This window comes from Leifsonia sp. Root112D2 (assembly GCF_001424905.1).
Classification (GTDB): Bacteria; Actinomycetota; Actinomycetes; order Actinomycetales; family Microbacteriaceae; genus Root112D2.
The window spans coordinates 340,835-359,074 of the sequence record NZ_LMCU01000001.1; the positions used below are offsets into that span (position 1 = coordinate 340,835).

Annotated in this window: 14 protein-coding genes; all 14 read right to left on the reverse strand. The window is 65.9% G+C overall.

Annotation, left to right across the window (positions count from 1 at the left end):
- Positions 1-10: 10 nt before the first annotated feature.
- A complete protein-coding gene (arfA, locus tag ASC63_RS01525) occupies positions 11-1,522 on the reverse strand; it encodes an arabinosylfuranosidase ArfA (RefSeq protein ID WP_055809041.1) in 1,512 nt (503 codons plus the stop codon).
- Positions 1,523-1,622: 100 nt separating this feature from the next.
- Positions 1,623-2,645, reverse strand: a complete 1,023-nt coding sequence (locus ASC63_RS01530) for a LacI family DNA-binding transcriptional regulator (protein ID WP_055809043.1) — start codon at positions 2,643-2,645, stop codon at positions 1,623-1,625.
- 109 nt (positions 2,646-2,754) lie between these two features.
- A complete protein-coding gene (locus ASC63_RS01535; protein WP_055809044.1) occupies positions 2,755-3,984 on the reverse strand; it encodes a multidrug effflux MFS transporter in 1,230 nt (409 codons plus the stop codon).
- A 158-nt stretch (positions 3,985-4,142) separates the two neighbouring features.
- Entirely contained in the window at positions 4,143-5,378 is a 1,236-nt protein-coding gene (locus ASC63_RS01540) for an ROK family transcriptional regulator (protein ID WP_055809046.1), read from the reverse strand.
- 1 nt (position 5,379) lies between these two features.
- Entirely contained in the window at positions 5,380-6,849 is a 1,470-nt protein-coding gene (locus ASC63_RS01545) for a GH1 family beta-glucosidase (protein ID WP_055809047.1), read from the reverse strand.
- Complete coding sequence (yicI, locus tag ASC63_RS01550) at positions 6,846-9,203, reverse strand: alpha-xylosidase (RefSeq protein WP_055809049.1); 2,358 nt, start codon at positions 9,201-9,203, stop codon at positions 6,846-6,848. Before yicI ends, ASC63_RS01545 begins: the two co-directional genes overlap by 4 nt.
- Positions 9,204-9,251: 48 nt before the next feature.
- A complete protein-coding gene (locus ASC63_RS01555; protein ID WP_082487034.1) occupies positions 9,252-10,181 on the reverse strand; it encodes a carbohydrate ABC transporter permease in 930 nt (309 codons plus the stop codon).
- Positions 10,181-11,086, reverse strand: a complete 906-nt coding sequence (locus ASC63_RS01560) for a carbohydrate ABC transporter permease (protein ID WP_442915060.1) — start codon at positions 11,084-11,086, stop codon at positions 10,181-10,183. Before ASC63_RS01560 ends, ASC63_RS01555 begins: the two co-directional genes overlap by 1 nt.
- A gap of 163 nt (positions 11,087-11,249) precedes the next feature.
- Positions 11,250-12,581, reverse strand: a complete 1,332-nt coding sequence (locus tag ASC63_RS01565; protein WP_055809053.1) for an ABC transporter substrate-binding protein — start codon at positions 12,579-12,581, stop codon at positions 11,250-11,252.
- A gap of 297 nt (positions 12,582-12,878) precedes the next feature.
- A complete protein-coding gene (locus ASC63_RS01570; RefSeq protein ID WP_055809055.1) occupies positions 12,879-14,084 on the reverse strand; it encodes an ROK family transcriptional regulator in 1,206 nt (401 codons plus the stop codon).
- Positions 14,085-14,153: 69 nt separating this feature from the next.
- Positions 14,154-15,251, reverse strand: a complete 1,098-nt coding sequence (locus ASC63_RS01575) for a Gfo/Idh/MocA family protein (RefSeq protein ID WP_055809057.1) — start codon at positions 15,249-15,251, stop codon at positions 14,154-14,156.
- The gene (locus ASC63_RS01580; protein ID WP_055809060.1) at positions 15,236-15,943 is read right to left on the reverse strand and encodes a ThuA domain-containing protein; all 708 of its coding nucleotides are present in this window, start codon (positions 15,941-15,943) and stop codon (positions 15,236-15,238) included. The genes ASC63_RS01575 and ASC63_RS01580 overlap by 16 nt, the downstream gene beginning before the upstream one ends.
- A 40-nt stretch (positions 15,944-15,983) precedes the next feature.
- Positions 15,984-16,985 carry a sugar phosphate isomerase/epimerase family protein gene (locus ASC63_RS01585; RefSeq protein WP_055809062.1) on the reverse strand — a complete coding sequence of 334 codons (1,002 nt, stop codon included), beginning with the start codon at positions 16,983-16,985 and terminating at the stop codon, positions 15,984-15,986.
- Positions 16,986-16,995: 10 nt separating this feature from the next.
- Entirely contained in the window at positions 16,996-18,153 is a 1,158-nt protein-coding gene (locus ASC63_RS01590; protein WP_055814628.1) for a Gfo/Idh/MocA family protein, read from the reverse strand.
- Positions 18,154-18,240 lie beyond the last annotated feature (87 nt).

Consider the following 18,240-nt stretch of genomic DNA (forward strand, 5'->3'; position numbering starts at 1 on the left):
GGCTGTCGGCTTAGGCGAGCGTCAGTGCCGTCCACGAAACGGGCGGCAGCGTCACGGTGATAGTGCCGTCGCCGATGACGACGCTCTCGTTCGGCTTCAGACCGACACGCTCCTGGTCTTCGAGGGTGTTCTTCGCCTGGATGTCCTCATCCCAGAGGCTCTGCGCGTCGAGCAGGCTGGCCCCGTTGAGGGTGCTCAGGTCGATGGTGACGACCGCGTCCTCATTCTGGCTGCGGTTGACGAGAAAGACCGAGGTGCGCGAGCTGTGCGCATCGTGCGTCGCAACGGCATCGACGAGATCGACCCGGCCGTAGGCATCCGTCTCGTAGCTGTCGCTTTCGAGCTTCACCTCGAGAGCGCTGCCGGCGGCAAGGTGCGAGGTGAGCGCGAAGGGAAAGAAGGTGGTCTGCCGCCACGCGTCGCCACCGGGCTCGGTCATGATGGGAGCTATCACGTTCACCAGCTGTGCCAGCGAGGCCGAGGTCACGCGGTCGGCGTGCTTCAGCAACGAGATCAGCAGATTTCCGAACACCACGGCGTCGAGAATGGAATAGGCGTCTTCGAGCAGCCGCGGCGCCACCGGCCAGTTGTCGATCCCCGCGATCTTGTCGACGTTCTCATAGCGGTCGAGGTACCACACGTTCCACTCGTCGAACGAGATGTTGATGGTCTTCTCGCTGCGGTTCACGGCCTTCACGTGGTCCGCCGTGGTCACGACCGACTCGATGAAGCGGTCCATGTCGACGGCGGATGCGAGGAAGCTGCCGAGATCGCCGTTCTTCTCCTGGTAGTAGGCATGGCAGGAGATGTAGTCGACGTCGTCGTATGCGTGGGTGAGCACCACGCGCTCCCACTCGCCGAAGGTCGGCATTTGCGCACCGGAGGACCCGCAGACCACGAGCTCTACAGACGGGTCAAGCTGTCGCATAGCCTTCGCGGTCTGCGAGGCGAGCTTGCCGTAGTCCTCGGCCGAGCGGTGCCCGAGCTGCCACGGACCGTCCATCTCGTTGCCGAGGCACCACATCTTCACGCCGAAGGCATCCGTCTTGCCGTTGGTGACCCGTTGGTCGGAGAGCGCGGTGCCCGAGCCGACGTTCGTGTACTCGAGTAGGTCGAGTGCCTCCTGCACCCCGCGCGTTCCGAGGTTCACGGCCAGCATCAGTTCGCTGCCCACCTTGTCGAGCCAGGAGGAGAACTCGTGCAGCCCCACCTCGTTGGTCTCGGTCGAATGCCAGGCCAGATCGAGCCGGCGCGGGCGCTCAGCCCGCGGCCCCACGCTGTCTTCCCAGCGAAAGCCCGAGACGAAGTTGCCGCCCGGGTATCGAACGGTGGAGACGCCCAGCTCCTTCACGAGGTCAATCACATCGGTGCGAAAGCCCTCATCGTCGGCCAGCGGATGTGACGGCTCGTAGATGCCGTCGTACACACACCGCCCGAGATGTTCCACGAACGAGCCGAACAGTCGCGGGTTGACGGGGCCGACCGCGGAGCGCGGGTCGATGGTGAGTCGTGCGGTAACCATGGGCTTCTTTCGTGGGGCTCTTTACAACGTTGTACATAAATCATGCAGACCGGATGCCGCCCTGTCAAGCCTGCACGCGCGTCCCCTCCGCGGCACCGGGCTACGGGGCGCTGACGGCCGTCGATTCGCGTGCGACGATACGGAATGCGCTCTCGAATTCGCGCGGCTCGATGCGCTCGCCACCGGTGGCGGCAATGCGTTCCCGCAGGAGGCGCACCGCCGTCTGCGCAATCTCCTCGCGCCCTGCGTCCACCGTTGACAGCGATGGCAGGCTGTAGCGCGTCTCGTCAATGTCGTCGAAACCGATCACCGCAACGTCCGCCGGAATGCGCAGCCCGGCATCCTGCAGAACGCGCATGGCGCCGAGCGCTATCAGGTCGTTGAAGGCGACCACGCCGTCGAACGCGACACCGGATGCGAGCACCCGGCGCATCGCATCCGCCCCGTCGGCACGGTGCCAGTGGCGCACGTCGACCACGAGCTCCTGGCGGTAGGCAAGCCCGGCAGCCTCAAGGCCCTGTCGATAGCCGGCCAGGCGTAGTCCGGCCGAACCGGTGAGCTGGCTCGCATCGGCGCCGAACGCGAGGATGCGACGGCGGCCGGTGGCGACCATGTGCTCGGTCGCTGCCCTCGATGCCTCGATGTTCGCCATCGTGACGTGGTCGGTGGGGCCGTTGAAGATGCGCTCGCCCAGCAGAACCATCGGGGTCGGGATGTCGACGAGCGCCGCATCCTCCTGGCCAAGGGCGAGCACGCTGTAGAGAATGCCGTCGACCATGCGCATACGCGGCCCGCGCAGAAGCTCGAGCTCACGCTCGCGGTCACCGTCGGACTGCTGAATCAGCACAAAGAGATCGTGCGCGGCTGCGGCGCGCATCACGGCATCTGCGAGCTCGGCGAAGTAGGCGTTCTTCAGGTCGGGAATGATAAGGCTTATGGCGCCCGTGCGCCCGGAACGCAGGCCGCGCGCGGAGAGATTCGGCTGGTAGCCCAGCGCCTCTATCGCGTCGACGACGCGCTGGCGCGTCTCGGCCTTGATGTGCGGGTAGTCGTTGATCACGTTGGAGACGGTCTTGATCGACACTCCTGCCGCCCGCGCGACATCGTGCATCGTGATGGCCACGGTGCCCCCTCTCACGCTTGCGTCATGGCATCGAGCGCACGACGCGCGCCCAGACTACAACGATGAAGAGCGCGGTCTCGACCACGGCGGCCACGACCGACCGGCCGCCTCAGTTGGTCAGGGCGGGCACCGAGCGCGGCCGCACGATGAACCAGAGTGCCAGAACCGAGACCGTGGCGGTGCCGGCCATCACGGCTCCCATCGGCACCGCGTTGCTCACACCGAGCAGACCGATGATCGGCGAGATCACGCCGGCCATGCCGAAGTTGACCGCACCCAACAGTGACGCCGCGGTGCCCGCCTCGTGCCCATGCGAGTTGAGACCGAGCACCTGGATGCACGGAAAGCTGAAGCCACAGCATGCGATGAAGAACCAGAGGGGTATCAGGATGCCCCACAAACCGGCCCCGGCAGCATCCAGCACCACAATCAGCAGGCCGAGCGCCAGCATCGCGGCGGTGGTCACGGCGAGAATCCATTGCGGCCCCACGTACTTGGTGAGCCGCGACGACGCCTGCACGCCGAACACCACGCCCAGCGAGTTGACCGCGAACAGCAGCCCGTATTGCTGCGCGTCGAAGGCGTAGATCTGCTGAAAGAGGAACGGCGAAGCAGAGAGATAGCCAAACAGCCCGCTGAACGTCATGCCGCCCACGAGGGCGATACCCACGAAGACGCGGTCGGTGAGAACGGCGCGATAACGCTGGCGCAGGGTCGAGTGGCCCGCATCCTGCCGCCGCTGAACCGGCAGCGTCTCGACGATGAAGAACCACACCGCCACGACGACGACTGCGCCATAACAGGCGAGCACCCAGAAGATGCCGCGCCACGGCATGATCACCAGCAGCTGCGAGCCGATCACCGGGGCGAGCACGGGTGCGAGCCCGCTCACGAGCGCAAGCCGCGAGAGCATGCGCACGAGCGGCCGGCCGCCGAAGAGATCGCGCACCATCGCCATGGCCACGACACCGCCGGCAGCGGCACCGAAGCCCTGCATCACGCGAAAGATCGACAGCCAGGCGATGTCGGGCGAGAGCGCGGCGCCCATCGAGGCGATGATGTGCACACCCGTCGCCAGCAGCAGCGGAAGGCGCCGACCGACCTTGTCGCTCCACGGCCCTACCAGCAGCTGGCCGATGGCGAAGCCGACCGTGGTGCCGGTGAGTGTGAGCTGAATGGCGGCGGCCGAGACGTGCATGTCACTCTCGAGCACCGGGAACGCCGGCAGATACAGGTCGATCGTGAACGGGCCGAGCGCGGTGAGCGCGCCGAGCACGATGATGTAGACGAGACGCTCACGGCCGGAGAGTGAGTCTCCGGGGTGGACAACGGTAGTCACGAGATGGGGATCCTTGAGAGAACGGGTGCGGCGCCGCGTACGAGACCGACGCGGTGGGTGAATTCGTACCGGGCACCGTCGTCCGGATCGAGGGCCGTCTGCGTTTCACACCGCGGCGTGAGCGGCGATCGAATCGATTCGAGACGGCCCGAACCAGCCTAGTGGACGGTGCCGCCGACCCGCACGTCCCCCGACGCGGGGTCGGCCAGCAGCGGGGCGAAGGCCAGCTCGGCGGCCCCCACCATGAGCAGTCTCGAGCCGAGTTCGGCGCGCGCGATGCGCAGCGATTCTCCGGATGCCTTCAGCGCGGTTCCCGACACCAGTTCCTGCAGTCTCCCCGGCGCCGCGGTGATCAGCGCGCCGAGAAACCCGCCGAGCACGATGAGCTGCGGGTTGAAGACATTGGTCGCGTTGCGCACGGCGACCGCCAGGAACCCCAGTTGGCGCTCGATCTCCGCCGCGACAGCGCCAGAAGCGGAGCCGGCACCGCCGGCGGAGCCGCCAGCCGCGCCCGCCGCCGCGAGCGCGCGGTCCAGCTCGTCGGCATCCGCGCTGTCGAGGCCGAGCACCTTCAACAGTGAACGCTGGTTGACCTCGGTCTCGAGGCATCCGATCGCCCCGCAGTGACAACGCACGCCCGCGCTGTTCACGAGGGTGTGGCCGAATTCGCCGGCGTACCCGGAGAAACCGGCAAGCGGGGTGCCACCGACGATGACGCCCGCGCCGATGCCGCTCGCGCCACCGTTGAGGTAAACAAGGTCAGTGACCTCTCGCCCGGCTCCGAAGATGCGCTCGGCGTTGGCGCCCAGATTGGCGTCGTTCGCCGCGCTCACCGGCAGGCCTATCGCCTCGTGCAACTGCTGGGCAAAGGGCTCATCGAGCCAGGCCAGGTGCGGGGCAAGACGCACGACGCCGTCTGCCTCCCGCACGAGACCGGGTACGGCGACCCCCACACCTATCACCCGCGAGCTGGCCTTCAGCTGCGGTCGCAGGCCATCGATCACCGCCTTCGAGATGGCAACCGCCTCCAGCGCCGTGGGAATCTCCGCCGCGTAACGCACCCGGTGCTGCACCACGCCGTCCAGGCCGACAACACCGACGGTCACCGCATCGATCTCCGGGTTGATGGCCAACGCCACCACGCCCGGATGCGCGCCAACGACCGGGCTGGGACGCCCCACCCGATTGTTCGCACCCGGCTCGCTCTCGAGCACGAGGCCGAGCTCGACGAGCTCGCCCACGAGCGCGGCGATGGTGGAACGGTTGAGGCCCGTCTCGCGGGTCAGTTGCGAGCGCGAGAGCGGACCGGTTCGGTGCACGAGCCCGAGCACGGCAGACAGGTTGTGCTGCCTGACCGTGTCAAGATTGTTGCCCCGGGCCGACCGGCCGGTCACGCTACGCCGGAATCCGGTTCGTTGCCGCGAGTTCGGCGTACCAGTGCGCGCTGTCCTTGGGCAGCCGCTCGAGCGTGTCGTAGTCGACGCGCACAATGCCGAAACGCTTGCTGTAGCCGTAGCCCCACTCAAAGTTGTCCATCAGCGACCACACGAAGTAGCCACGCAGATCGACGCCGGCCTCCAGCACGCGGTGCGCCGCGGTGAGGTGACGGCGCAGGTAGTCGATGCGGTCGTCGTCATGCACGGCAGGAGCGCCGTCGGCGGCGCCGCCGGCATCCGTCGTCACCACGTCGTCGAAGGCCACACCGTTCTCGGTGACCATGAGCGGCTGGTCGGGAAACTCGGCGTGCACAGCCAGCAGCAACTCTTCGAGTCCACTCGGTTCGATGTTCCAGCCCATCTCGGTGTACGGCCCCGGCTGCGGCAGAAACTCGATGTCATCCGCGCACGGCCACGGTGAGGCACCCACGGCCTTGTGCCCGTCCGCGCTCTCGCGCTCGCCCTCGCCGCTCCACACGCGCACCAGCGTGGTGGAGTAGTAGTTGACGCCGAGAATGTCGATCTTCTGGTGGATGTTCTCCAGGTCGCCCTCGTGCACGAACGACCAGTCGGTGAGCGTCTTCGTGTCCTCGAGCAGATCTGCCGGGTACGCGCCGTGCAGCATCGGCCCGGTGAAGGCGCGGTTGGCGAGCGCGTCGATGCGACGTACCGCCTCGGGGCCGGTGGGGCCCTCGCCGCGCAGCGCGTGCAGGTTGAGCGTCACCGAGAACTGCGGGTCGTTGCTCACGACCGCGCGCAGCGCCTGAAGCGCCAGCCCATGAGCCAGGTTGAGGTGGTGCACTGCCTTGAGCGAGGCGAGCGGCTCGGTGCGCCCGGGGGCGTGGGCACCGGATGCGTAGCCCAGGTACGCGGAGCACCACGGCTCGTTCAGCGTGGTCCAGACCGCGATGCGGTCACCGAACGCCTCCCCCACGATGCGGGCGTACTCCTCGAACGCCAGCGCGGTCTCACGGTTCGTCCAGCCGCCCTCGTCTTCGAGCGCCTGCGGCAGATCCCAGTGGTAGAGCGTGGCAACCGGCGTGATGCCGCGGGCGATGAGACCGTCGATGAGCTTCGAATAGAAGTCGAGGCCGGCCTGGTTCGCGGGACCGCGCCCCGTCGGCTGGATGCGTGGCCAGGCAATGGAGAATCGGTACGCCTGAAGATTCAGGCTCTTCATCAGATCGAGATCCTGCTCGAGACGGTGATAGTGGTCGTCGGCCACGTCGCCCGTGTCGCCGTTGACCACGCGACCCGGCGTGTGGCTGAAGGTGTCCCAGATGCTCGGGCCACGGCCGTCTTCGTTGGCCGCCCCCTCGATCTGGTAGGAGGCCGTCGCCGAACCGAAAACGAACGATTCAGGAAACTGCAGCCCCGCGTCGCGGTAATCCTCGTTGCCGACACTCTGCGTGTCTGTTGTTGCGCTCACAGCTGCACTTCGACCTCTCCGTCACGCGCGGAGACCGTGTGCCCCGCCCCAATGACTTTAACGCTCCACGGGGTCTCTGCGGCACTCGTGACACGCACACGAGTGCCGTCACGCTGCACGGTGAAGACCGCGGATGCACCGTCGGGCGTCGTGACGGTGACCGTCTCGGATGCGTGCTGCGCGGCATCCGTCGTCGGATACACGGTGACAACCAGCTCGCTGAGGTAGTCGTAATCGGGCCGATCGTCGCGGGCGCCGACCGGCAGCACCGCGCCGTCGCGCACGTAGAGCGGCAGACTGTCGAAGCCGTGCCTCTCGCGCCGCCAGACGCCGCCTGTCACCTGCTCACCGGTGAAGTAGTTGGTCCAGGTGCCGGCGGGCAGGTAGAACTCGACCTCGCCGTCGGCCGAGAACACGGGAGCCACGAGCAGATCGGCGCCGAGCATGTACTGGCGATCCAGATAGCCGGTCGCGGCGTCGTCAGGGAACTCGAGCTGCATGGGCCGCATGACCGGGGTGCCGGCGCGGTGCGCCTCGAGACCGGCTGCATAGAGGTACGGCATGAGCGAGAGCTTGAGCTTCGTGAACTTTCGCGTCACGCTCACGGCACTCTCGGCATCCGCCTCGGCCGCCTCATCGGCATCGAAGGCCCACGGCACTCGATACGAGCTGCTGCCGTGCAGGCGCGAGTGGCTGGAGAGCAGGCCGAAGGCCGTCCAGCGCTTGAACACGCCGGGGTCGGGCGTGCCCTCGAAGCCGCCGATGTCGTGGCTCCAGAAGCCGAAGCCGCTGAGCGCGAGCGACAGCCCGCCGCGCAGCGTCTCGGCCATCGACACGTAGCTCGAGGTGTTGTCGCCGCCCCAGTGCACGGGCAGCTGCTGGCCACCGGTGGTCGCCGAGCGGGCGAACAGCACCGCCTCGCCCTCGCCGCGCTGCTCTTTCAGCACGTCGAAGACGGCCTGGTTGTAGAGCTGCGTGTAGTAGTTGTGCATGCGCTCGGGGCTCGAGCCGTCGAAGTAGTCGACCTCGAGCGGAATGCGCTCACCGAAGTCGGTCTTGAACGCGTCGACGCCCTGCTCCATGAGGTGCCGCAGCTTGTCCTGGTACCAGCGGGTCGCATCCGGGTTGGTGAAGTCGACCAAGCCCATGCCGGCCTGCCACAGGTCCCATTGCCATACCTCGCCGTTCGGCCGCTTCACCAGGTAGCCGGATGCCGCCGCCTCGGCGAAAAGCGGCGAGCGCTGGCCGATGTACGGGTTGATCCACACGCACACGCGCAGGTCCTTCTGGTGCAGGCGCGTGAGCATGCCTTCGGGGTCGGGAAAGGTACGCGGATCCCATTCGAAGTCGCACCAGTTGAATTCGCGCATCCAGAAGCAGTCGAAATGGAACACCGACAGCGGCAGGTCGCGCTCGGCCATCGCGTCGATGAATCCCGTCACCGTCTTCTCGTCGTAATCGGTGGTGAAGCTCGTTGAGAGCCAGAGCCCGTATGACCAGGCCGGAACCTTCGCCGGCCTGCCCGTGAGTGCGGTGTAGCGTTCCAGGATCTGCTTCGGGGTTGGCCCGTAAATGATGAAGTACTCGAGGCTCTCCCCCGCCACGGAGAACTGCACCCGCTCCACGGTCTCGCTGCCGATCTCGTACGAGACGTGGCCGGGGTGATTCACCAGCACGCCGTAGCCGCGGTTCGTCAGGTAGAAGGGCACGTTCTTGTAGGCCTGCTCACTCGAGGTGCCGCCGTCGGCGTTCCACACGTCGACGACCTGGCCGTTCTTCACGAGCGGGCCGAAGCGTTCACCGAGGCCGTAGACGAGCTCGCCGACGCCGAGTTCGAGCTGTTCATGCACGTAATGCTGCGGGCGCGCCGGATGCTGCGTCTCGGCGACGCGCGCGTTGCCCACGATTCCGCTGGTCACCTCGGCATCCGGCGCGACCTGCACGTATCCGAGCGACTTGTGACCGCTGGAGGTGAGCACGCGGCCGGCGGCCGAGAACTCGAGGTTCCACGGTGCGCCGTGAGCGACGGTGGCGGTGAGCTCGCCCGCGGTCAGGGCGCAGCCGGCATCCGTGGTCTCGATGCTCACGTGACCGGTCTCGGATGCCAGCTCGAAGCCGATCTCGTCGCGTACGCCCTGGAAGTGCTCGATCTTCACCCCGACGACATTCGGCAACGGCGAGCTCAGCGTCACCGTCAGCGTGGGCCGATTGAGCGTGTCGCCGCGGCTCGCGATGACACGCGTCGGTGCCGTGACGACGAGGGAGTCGTCGGTCGCAACGATGTCATACGCCTCCTGCGCGTAGAGCGCATCGACGCCCGGTCGCATCTGCCAGAAACCGTCGGTGAACTTCACTGTTATTGCCTTTCGGTGGAGCTTTGTGCGTTGCTGAGAGTTGCTGTGCTACTTGACCGCGCCCGCGGTGATGCCGCGCGTCAGCGTGCGCTGGAAGATGAGGAAGAAGATGAGCGTCGGAATCAGTCCCAGCAGGGCGGATGCGCTCGTGGTCGTCACATCCATCAGCCGCTGGCCCTGCAGCGCGGTGATAGCCACCGGCACGGTCTGGTTGTCGTTGCTGATCAGGAATGTCAGCGGGATGAGGAATTCGTTCCACGTCCAGATGAAGAAGAAGATCAGCAGAACGGAGAGCGTCGGCCGGCTGATCGGCACGATGACCCGCCACAGGATCTTCCAGCGGTTCGCGCCGTCGAGCGAGGCAGCCTCCAGAATCTCCTTGGGGAAGGTGCCGTACACGCTCGAGAGCAGATAGGTGCCGAACGCGCTCTGGATCACCGTGAAGATGATGATGATCGACCACACGTTGTCGTAGAGGCCCACCTGCTTGAACATGATGTACAGCGGGTAAAGCAGCGCCTCCTGCGGAATCATGTTGGCCAGCAGGAACAGCACGATGATCCAGGTGCGGGCCTTGACCCGGCCGATGCCGAGTGCGAAGGCGTTGAGCACCGAGATGACGACGGCGAAGATCGAGACAAGACCGCTGATGAAGATGCTGTTCCACAGCTTCAGCGGAAAGTCGACGCGGGTCCAGAAGTTCACGATGCTGTCGAAGTCGAGCGCCTTCGGCAGCGTCAGCGGACCGCCCGCGCTGTAGTCGGCGGGCGACTTGAAGGAGTTGACCAGGATCAAGAGGAACGGCGCCGCGATCAGAATGGCGATGATGATGGCCACGATCAGGATCACGTAGTCGGTGACGGTGCGCCTGGGCTTCTGCTTGTGCAGAACGCGGGCCGCCGGATCGGGAGCGCGGCGGTCGGAACGGCGCGCATCCGTCGTCGTCGTGCCGGCTTTCAGGGTGTTCGAGGTGGACATCAGATTCCTCGCTCGGCTTTCTCCGCGCGGTTCTGCGCGAGGATGAACAGGATGGAGACGATGATGATGATCACCGTGAGGGCCGTAGCGATGGTGGCGCCGTAGCCCACCTGCTGGGTCTGGAAGAACTCGCTGTACGAGTAGTAGCTCGGCACGATGGTCGAGGTGCCGGGGCCGCCTCGGGTCAGGGCGTAGATGGGGCCGAAGACCTTGAGTGCGGCGATGGTGCAGGTGAGGGTCACCACGAAGATCTCCGGGCGAATGATCGACACCGTGATCGCTCGAAAGCGCTGGAACCAGTTGGCGCCGTCGAGTTCGGCGGCCTCGTAGAGCTCGGGATCCACGCGTTGCAGCGCAGCCATGAAGATCACTACCGGGTAGCCGAGCTGCACCCAGACCATCACAACCATGATGCTGGCCAGCGCCGTATCCGGGCTGCCGAGCCAGTTGTGCGAGAGACCGCCGAGGCCTATCGCGTGCAGGATGTTGTTCAGCGCGCCGTCGCTCGGCCGCAGGATCCAGCCGATCACGATGGCGGCGATCACCACGGGAAGAATCTGCGGCAGGTAGTACGTGGCGCGCAGAAAGCTGGCGAGTTTGCCGCCGAATTTGCGACCGATCAGGTCGAAGAGCATCGCGGCGAGCACGAGGCCGAGCAGGGTCGGCAGCACCACCATCGCCACGATCATGGCGATGCTGTTGAGGAACGAGGTCCAGAAGACACTGTCGCCGAACAGCTGCACCCAGTTGTCTCCGCCGATCCAGATGGGCGGGCGGATGCCGCGGTAGGAGGTGAAGCTCAGGTAGATGTTCCAGACCAGCGGCACCAGGATGACCACGGTCAGCAGTACGAAACCGGGAACCAGATACCACCAGAACCCACCACGCCCGCTCGCCGGCAGCAGGCTGTCGCTTGGACGCGACTTCTTCGCCGGGCGCGTGCGCGGCGCGGAGAGAGTTGTCACGGTGTCATGCCTTTCATGTGAAGGTGTGCACGGGTGCCCGGTCTGATGACCGGGCACCCGTGCGACGACGGCTGTACGAGAACGACAGCGCGGCGTCTGGCGCCTACTTGACGCCCTTGATGCCGGCTTCGTACTCGGTGCCGAGCTCGGTGTTGACGTCCTTCGCCGACTTGGTGCCGTTCAACAGCTCCTGCAGGCCCGCGTTCAGCTGGTCGTAGAAGGTGGGGGTGGGCCAGTCGGGGTAGAAGGCGATGCCATCCTGCTTGGAGAGCGTGTTGAAGTTGTCGATCAACTCCTTGCTCTTGGGGTCCGTGATGTCGGCCGAGTTTGCCGCCACCGGGATGCCGCCGTTGTTGCCCATGAGTGCCTGGATCTTGGGGCTCATCGTGATGTCGATGAACTTGTATGCCAGATCCTTGTTCTTGGCGTTCTCGGGAACGACCCACATGTTGCCGGCGGAACCGGGCGACATCGTGGTGCCGGGGAACAGGAAGGTTCCCCAGTCGTAGTTCTTGATCTCATTCGTGAAGCGGCCGTACCACCAGCTGCCCGAGAAGAAGATCGGGTATTTGCCCGCCTCGAACGCGGTTCCCGCGTCTTCCGCCTTCAGCCCCGTGGCATCCTTCGAGATGTAGCCCTTGGTCTGCCAGTCCTTGATGGTCTGAGTGGCATAGCTGATCTCCTTGCCCTGCCAGTCGACCGGGTCGGTGTAGGTCTGGTACGCATTGACCCAGTTGCGATCCGCCTTGGTCAGCGCGAGCTGGTACCAGAGCTGGCCGAGCGGGTACTCCGCAGCAGATTCGGCGAGCGGCGTGATGCCGTTGTCCTTGAACTTCGCCAGCGCTGCCTCGAACTCCGCGAACGTCTTCGGCACGGCGATGCCGTACTTCGCAAACATGGCCTTGTTGTAGTAGACCTCGACGTACTCGCCATAGGTGGGCACGCCGTACCAGTTGCCCGAGCCCATGATGCCCTTGTCGTTGTACTTGGCCGTGGTCTGCAGGCTCGGCGCGAGCTTCTTGTCCCAGCCGTATGCCTTGACGGCCGAGTTCAGGTTGCTGAGCAGGCCCTGGCTGGAGATGAGACCGGCCGTGGCGTTGCCCTTGTTGTACTCGAGAATGTCGGGTGCCTTGTCGGAGTTGAGCACCTGGCTCGCCGTGGTGCGAATCTGCTCGAAGGCCTTCGCCTCGAACTTCACTTTGGCGCCGGTCTCGGATTCGAACTGCTTGATCGCCGCGTTCCAGGCGATGCCCATGGCGCTGGTGTCGTCTTCGTAGTCCCACAGGGTGAGAGTCTTACCCTTGCCGTCGGGGCTGGTGTTGACCTTGTCCCCGCCGCCGTCACTGCCGTTGCCGCCGGAACCGCTGGTGCAGCCGGCGAGGAGCATGGCCCCCACGACCACCATGGTCCCGAATGCGAGATGCCTCTTACGCATCGAATACCTCCTTGTAGTGGAGCGGATGCGCGATGCAGGCTGGCAGCCACTCCGATGCAATTTGTTGATGACGACAACATAAGCACAACGGATGCCGCCGCGCAAGTCATTTCACGAGTGCCAGCACCCATTTGGCCATGACCGAACAGGATTCTCGCCATATTGTGTGACCCACCAACAAACCCCGTGCCCTTACCTCGGGCGCGCGGCGTCGTGACTCCTCGAGTTCGGGATCTGTGTGAGTTGCGCAGCACGCATCCCGCACAGATCCCAAACTCGGCGGACGGAGTCGGAGTCCTAGCTCCAGCGTGCCGGGTCGGCCAGCAACTCGGCAAAGGCGAGCTCGCCCGCGCCGATCATGAGCTGGTCGACGCCGAGCGCCGCGCTTTCGATGCGCACGCTCTCCCGCGCCGAGCGAATCGCTGCCCGCGAGAGGTCCCAGCCGTCATCCTGCTCCCTGCGCGAACGGTACAGCGCATCAAGGTATCCGCCGAGCACCACGACGCTCGGGTTGAACACGTTGATCGCGTTGCGCACCGCTATGCCGAGCAACTCGACATCCTCGCTCACCACCGCCCGCACCGCGGTATCCGTGCTGGAGCCCAGTCGCTCTTCGAGTCGTTCCGCCTCGGTGGATGCCAGACCGACCGCCTCAAGAAGCCGTTGCTGTGTCACCTCGGCCTCGAGGCATCCGCGCGCGCCGCAGTGGCAGACCGTGCCGTGGCTGCGCACGAAGGTGTGGCCGAACTCGCCCGCGTACCCTGCCGCTCCGGTGACCCATTGCCCGCCCGTGACGGCGCCGCCACCCACGCCACTCGCGCCGCCGATGAAATAGACCAGGTCGTCGATGCCGCGGCCTGCACCGAACACGCTCTCGGCGCGCATGCCGAGAATGGCGGCGTTGGCGGCCCAGGTACGAAAGCCCGTGCGCTGCTGGAGCATCTCGGCAAGCGGCTCCTCGACCCAGTCCATGTGCGTGGCCTCACGCACCTGGCCGTCAGAGAGCCGAACCTGGCCGGGAACGGCCACCCCGATTCCCACAACGTGCTGCGAGCTCTCGTACCCCGAAACCAATCCCGCGATGGCAGCGGATGCGCGCGTGACGACGTCCGCGACCGAGAGCACGGCATCCGCATCGAGCCGAATGCGCCGCAGCACGTGCCCGCCCAGCGACACGACGCCGATGTGAATCGCGTCGACCTCGGGGTTGACGGCGATCGTCACGACCGAGCTGCTCGCCTGCACGATAGGGCTCGGGCGCCCCGCCCGAGCGCCGGACTCCGGCATGCTTTCAGAGACGAGCCCGAGCGCGCTGAGGTCGGCAACGCACGCCCCGACGGTCGACCGGTTCAGACCGGTGCGCCGGGTGATCTCGGCACGCGAGAGCGCACCCTCGCGATGCACGAGCGTGAGAATGCTGGAGAGATTGTTGCGCCGCAACTGATCCGTCGTTCCACCGGATGCGACGGGCCGCGGCGCCGTCAGATCACGATCGGAGGACATGTACAGACCATAACGCCCTGCGGCGTTCGCCCTCGCGCGGGCACTCTCGCGTGCCCGCCCTTCACTGCATCACCAGGATTCCGGCAGGCTTCCGAGAGCGACCGGCTCGGGGCGCTCCACCGTGCTCGTCAGGTCGATCACGGTGTGCTCGTGGCCGGCGCGGATGACGGCCTCCATGATCTCGAGCACGTGGAAGGCGAGCTCACCGGATGCGCGGTGCGGGCGGTCGGTCTCGATCGCGCGCGCCATGTCGGCAAGGCCGAAGCCGCGCCCGGCATCCGCGTAGCCGGCTTCGGTGTCAACCTCATGCCACTCGCGGTCTTCGGCGGTCGCCACAGAGACGACGTCCGAGAATCGGTTGGGGTCGGGAACGGCTATCGTGCCGGCCGTGCCATAGATCTCGAAAAGCGGCGCCCGCGTCGCCCACACCTCGAAGCTGACGGTGACGGTAGAGATGACCCCGTTCGCGTGTTCGAGAATCGCCGTGACATGCGTGTCGATGTCGACCGGAATGGGCGTGCCCGCGTTCGGACCCGTGGCTACAGTGCGTTCCCGTGACGAACGAGCGACGCTGCCCGATACCCGCACGACGGGTCCGAAGAAGGTCACCAGACTCGTCAGGTAGTACGGCCCCATGTCGAACAGTGGACCGCCGCCGTTCTGGTAGTAGAACGCGGGGGCCGGATGCCACAGTTCGTGTCCCGGCGCACTCCAATGCACCGAGGCGCCCACCGGCGTGCCGATGCGACCCGAGTCGAGCACCGCGCGTGCCGTCTGGATTCCGGTGCCGAGAACCGTGTCGGGCGCACTGCCGACGCGCAGGCCGGCCGTGGCCGCGTACTCGATCATCGGGGCGGCCTCCGCCGTGGTGAGCGCGAGTGGCTTCTCGCCGTAGACGTGCTTGCCTGCGGCCAGCGCCCGCAGCGCAATCTGCACGTGGGCGGCCGGAATGGTCAGGTTGAGCACCACGTCCACGCGTGGATCGATGAGGAGGTCGTCAACGCTCAGCGCATCGACGCCGTGCTCCGCGGCGACGGATGCGGCCCGCTCGGTGTCGAGGTCGGCGACCGCCACGAGGTTCAGATTGGGCAGCTTCGGCAGCTCAGCGAAGTACTGCGCGCTGATGTTGCCGACGCCGATGATGCCGATGTTCAACGGGCCGCCCACAGCAGTCCCCTTTCGATGATCGTGCGCACATTCGGATTCTCAATGATCTCCAGCCGGTGCCCGGGCGCCGAGACGAAGATGCGCCCCTTGCCCCACTGTCTGGTCCAGATCGCGGGAGCCGTCACCGGACGGTTCCACGCGTCCCACGGCCGCACCGACTGGGTGGTGGTGGCCAGCACGTCGTTGTACTCATCGCTCAGCACCCAGTACTGCTCGGTCACGAGATCGAAGTCATCGATACCCTGAGTGATCGGATGCGTTTTGCCGAGTTCCGAGATATGTACCGTGTACGGAATATAGTTGTCCGACTGCTCACCCGTGCGTTCCGCCGGGTCCTTCCCGGCGTGATGGGCGAACTGTCCGCCGATCATGTGCAGGTAGTCGGCGTTGTTGCGGTATGAGTCCGCGATGCCGCCGTGCCAGCCCGCCATGCCGGTACCGTTCAGCACCGCGGCCTGCAGGCCGGCGAACTCGTCCTTCTCGATCGTCGACATCGTGTTGACCTGCAAAATCAGGTCCACCGTCGCCAGGTAATCGGCGTCGGCGTAGATCGCCGTCGATTCCTCGACGCGAACGGCAAAGCCGTTGCGCTCGAGAAAGGGAATCATCGAGTCCGTCGTTTCGACGGGCTGGTGTCCGTCCCATCCGCCGCGCACTATCAGCGCCTGACGTGTTGCGTCATTCGAGGTCATGATTGCTCTCTGCTGCTCTGAGCCGCGGTGCGGCCGATTCCTATTTGGTGCTGAACGCGCTGTCGAACGCGGCATCCGGAGCCTCGAACGCCAGTCGCTTCACGAACTCCAGTGCCTCGGGCGCACCGACGAGGCGATCCATGCCGGCGTCTTCCCACTCGACAGACAACGGCCCCTGGTAGTCGATGGCATTCAGCATCCTGAAGGCGTTCTCCCACGGCACGTCACCGTGACCGGTCGAGATGAAGTCCCAGCCACGCCGCGGATCCGCCCAGGCCAGGTGCGAGCCCAGGCGGCCATTGCGGCCGTTGCTCATGCGCTTCTTGGTGTCCTTCACGTGCACGTTGTAGATGCGGTCCTTGAAGTCCCACAGAAAGCTCACCGGATCAATGTCCTGCCACACCATGTGACTCGGATCCCAATTCAGGCCGAACGCTTCACGATGACCGATGGCCTCCAACGCGCGCACCGTCGTCCAGTAGTCGTACGCGATTTCGCTCGGGTGCACCTCGTGCGCGAACCGCACCCCCACCTCGTCGAACACGTCGAGGATGGGGTTCCAGCGATCGGCGAAATCCTGATAGCCCGCGTCGACCATCGCCTGCGAGGCCGGCGGAAACATTGCCACATACTTCCAGATCGAGGATCCGGTGAAGCCCGTGACGGTCTTCACACCCAGTTTGGCCGCCAGCCGCGCCGTGTTCTTCAGTTCCTCGGCCGCACGCTGCCGCACGCCCTCGGGATCGCCGTCGCCCCAGACCCTGTCACTGAGAATCTCCCGGTGCCGCTGATCGATCGGGTCGTCACACACCGCCTGGCCCTTGAGGTGGTTGGAGATCGCCCATACGCCCAGGCCGTTCTTCTCCAAAACCGCTTTTTTGCCCTGCACGTATTCGTCGTCGTCCCAACGCCACGGGTCCAGGTGGTCGCCCCAACAGGCGATCTCCAAACCGTCGTAGCCCCACTGGCCGGCGAGCCGCGCCACCTCCTCAAAAGGCAGGTCGGCCCATTGTCCGGTGAAAAGCGTGATAGGTCGTGTCATCAGTGGTTCCTTACTTTCGTGTTGAGGGGACGGTCGACGTCCAGGCGCTTCCGTCGGCAGCGCTGCGCTCAACCGCCGCGAGCACCCGCTGCACCTGCAGGCCGTCCGCGAACGACGGGGAAGGCTCGCGACCAGCAGCGATATCGAGCACGAAGTCTCGCACCTCGTGGGAGAACGCATGCTCGTAACCGAGCGCGTGGCCGGTCGGCCACCACGAATCCATGTACGGATGTTCCGGCTCGGTGACAATGATGCGCTTGAATCCCTGCTGCCCGGCCGGCTCGGTTGCGTCGTAGAACTGCAGTTCGTTCATGGACTCGAGGTCGAACGCGAGAGCGCCAGCCGATCCGCTGATTTCGACCCGAAGCGCGTTCTTGCGCCCTGTCGCGAAGCGTGTCGCCTCGAACGACCCAATGGCGCCGCCTGAGAGGCGGGCCGTGAACCAGGCCGCATCGTCAACGGTCACCCGGCCACGCTCATCCGATGCGGTGCCGCTGAGCCCGACGGACTCGCCCAGGAGCGGCCGCTCGGTGACAAAGGTGTGCATGGTGCCGCTGACCGAATCGAGAACTGTGCCGGTCAGATACTGCACCATGTCTATCGCGTGGGCGCCGATGTCGCCGAGCGATCCCGATCCGGCACGGTCTTTGTCGAGGCGCCAGGTCATCGGGCCATCCTCGTCGACCAGCCAGTCCTGCAGGTACTGCGCGCGCACCTGGCGGATCGTGCCCAGCCGGCCGTCGCCGATGAGCTGGCGGGCGAAGGCGACCGCGGGCACGCGCCGATAGCTGAACCCGACCATCGCGCGCACGCCGTGCTCTGCCGCCTTCTCGGCGGCCAGGGTCATGCGTTCTGCCTCCTCGACGGTGTTGGCCAGCGGCTTCTCGCACAGCACATGCTTACCCGCCTCGAGCGCGGCGAGGGCGATCTCGACGTGTGAGTCGCCGGGCGTGCAGATGTCTATGACGTCAATGTCTTCGCGGGCGACGACCTCGCGCCAGTCGGTTGCGGCGCTCTCCCAGCCGAACTTCTCACGAGCCGCCTCGACGCGAGCCGCGTCGCGGCCCACAATCACCGACATGCGAGGCTCGAATGGAAGGTCGAAGAATCGCGGTGCAACTCGCCACCCCTGCGAGTGAGCCGCTCCCATGAAGCCGTAACCGATCATGGCCACCCGCAACACCGGTCGATTCATGGTGGATACCCCTTCGTTTCACGGTGATCGGCGCCGCGCGGCGCGTGAACGCTCGCCCGG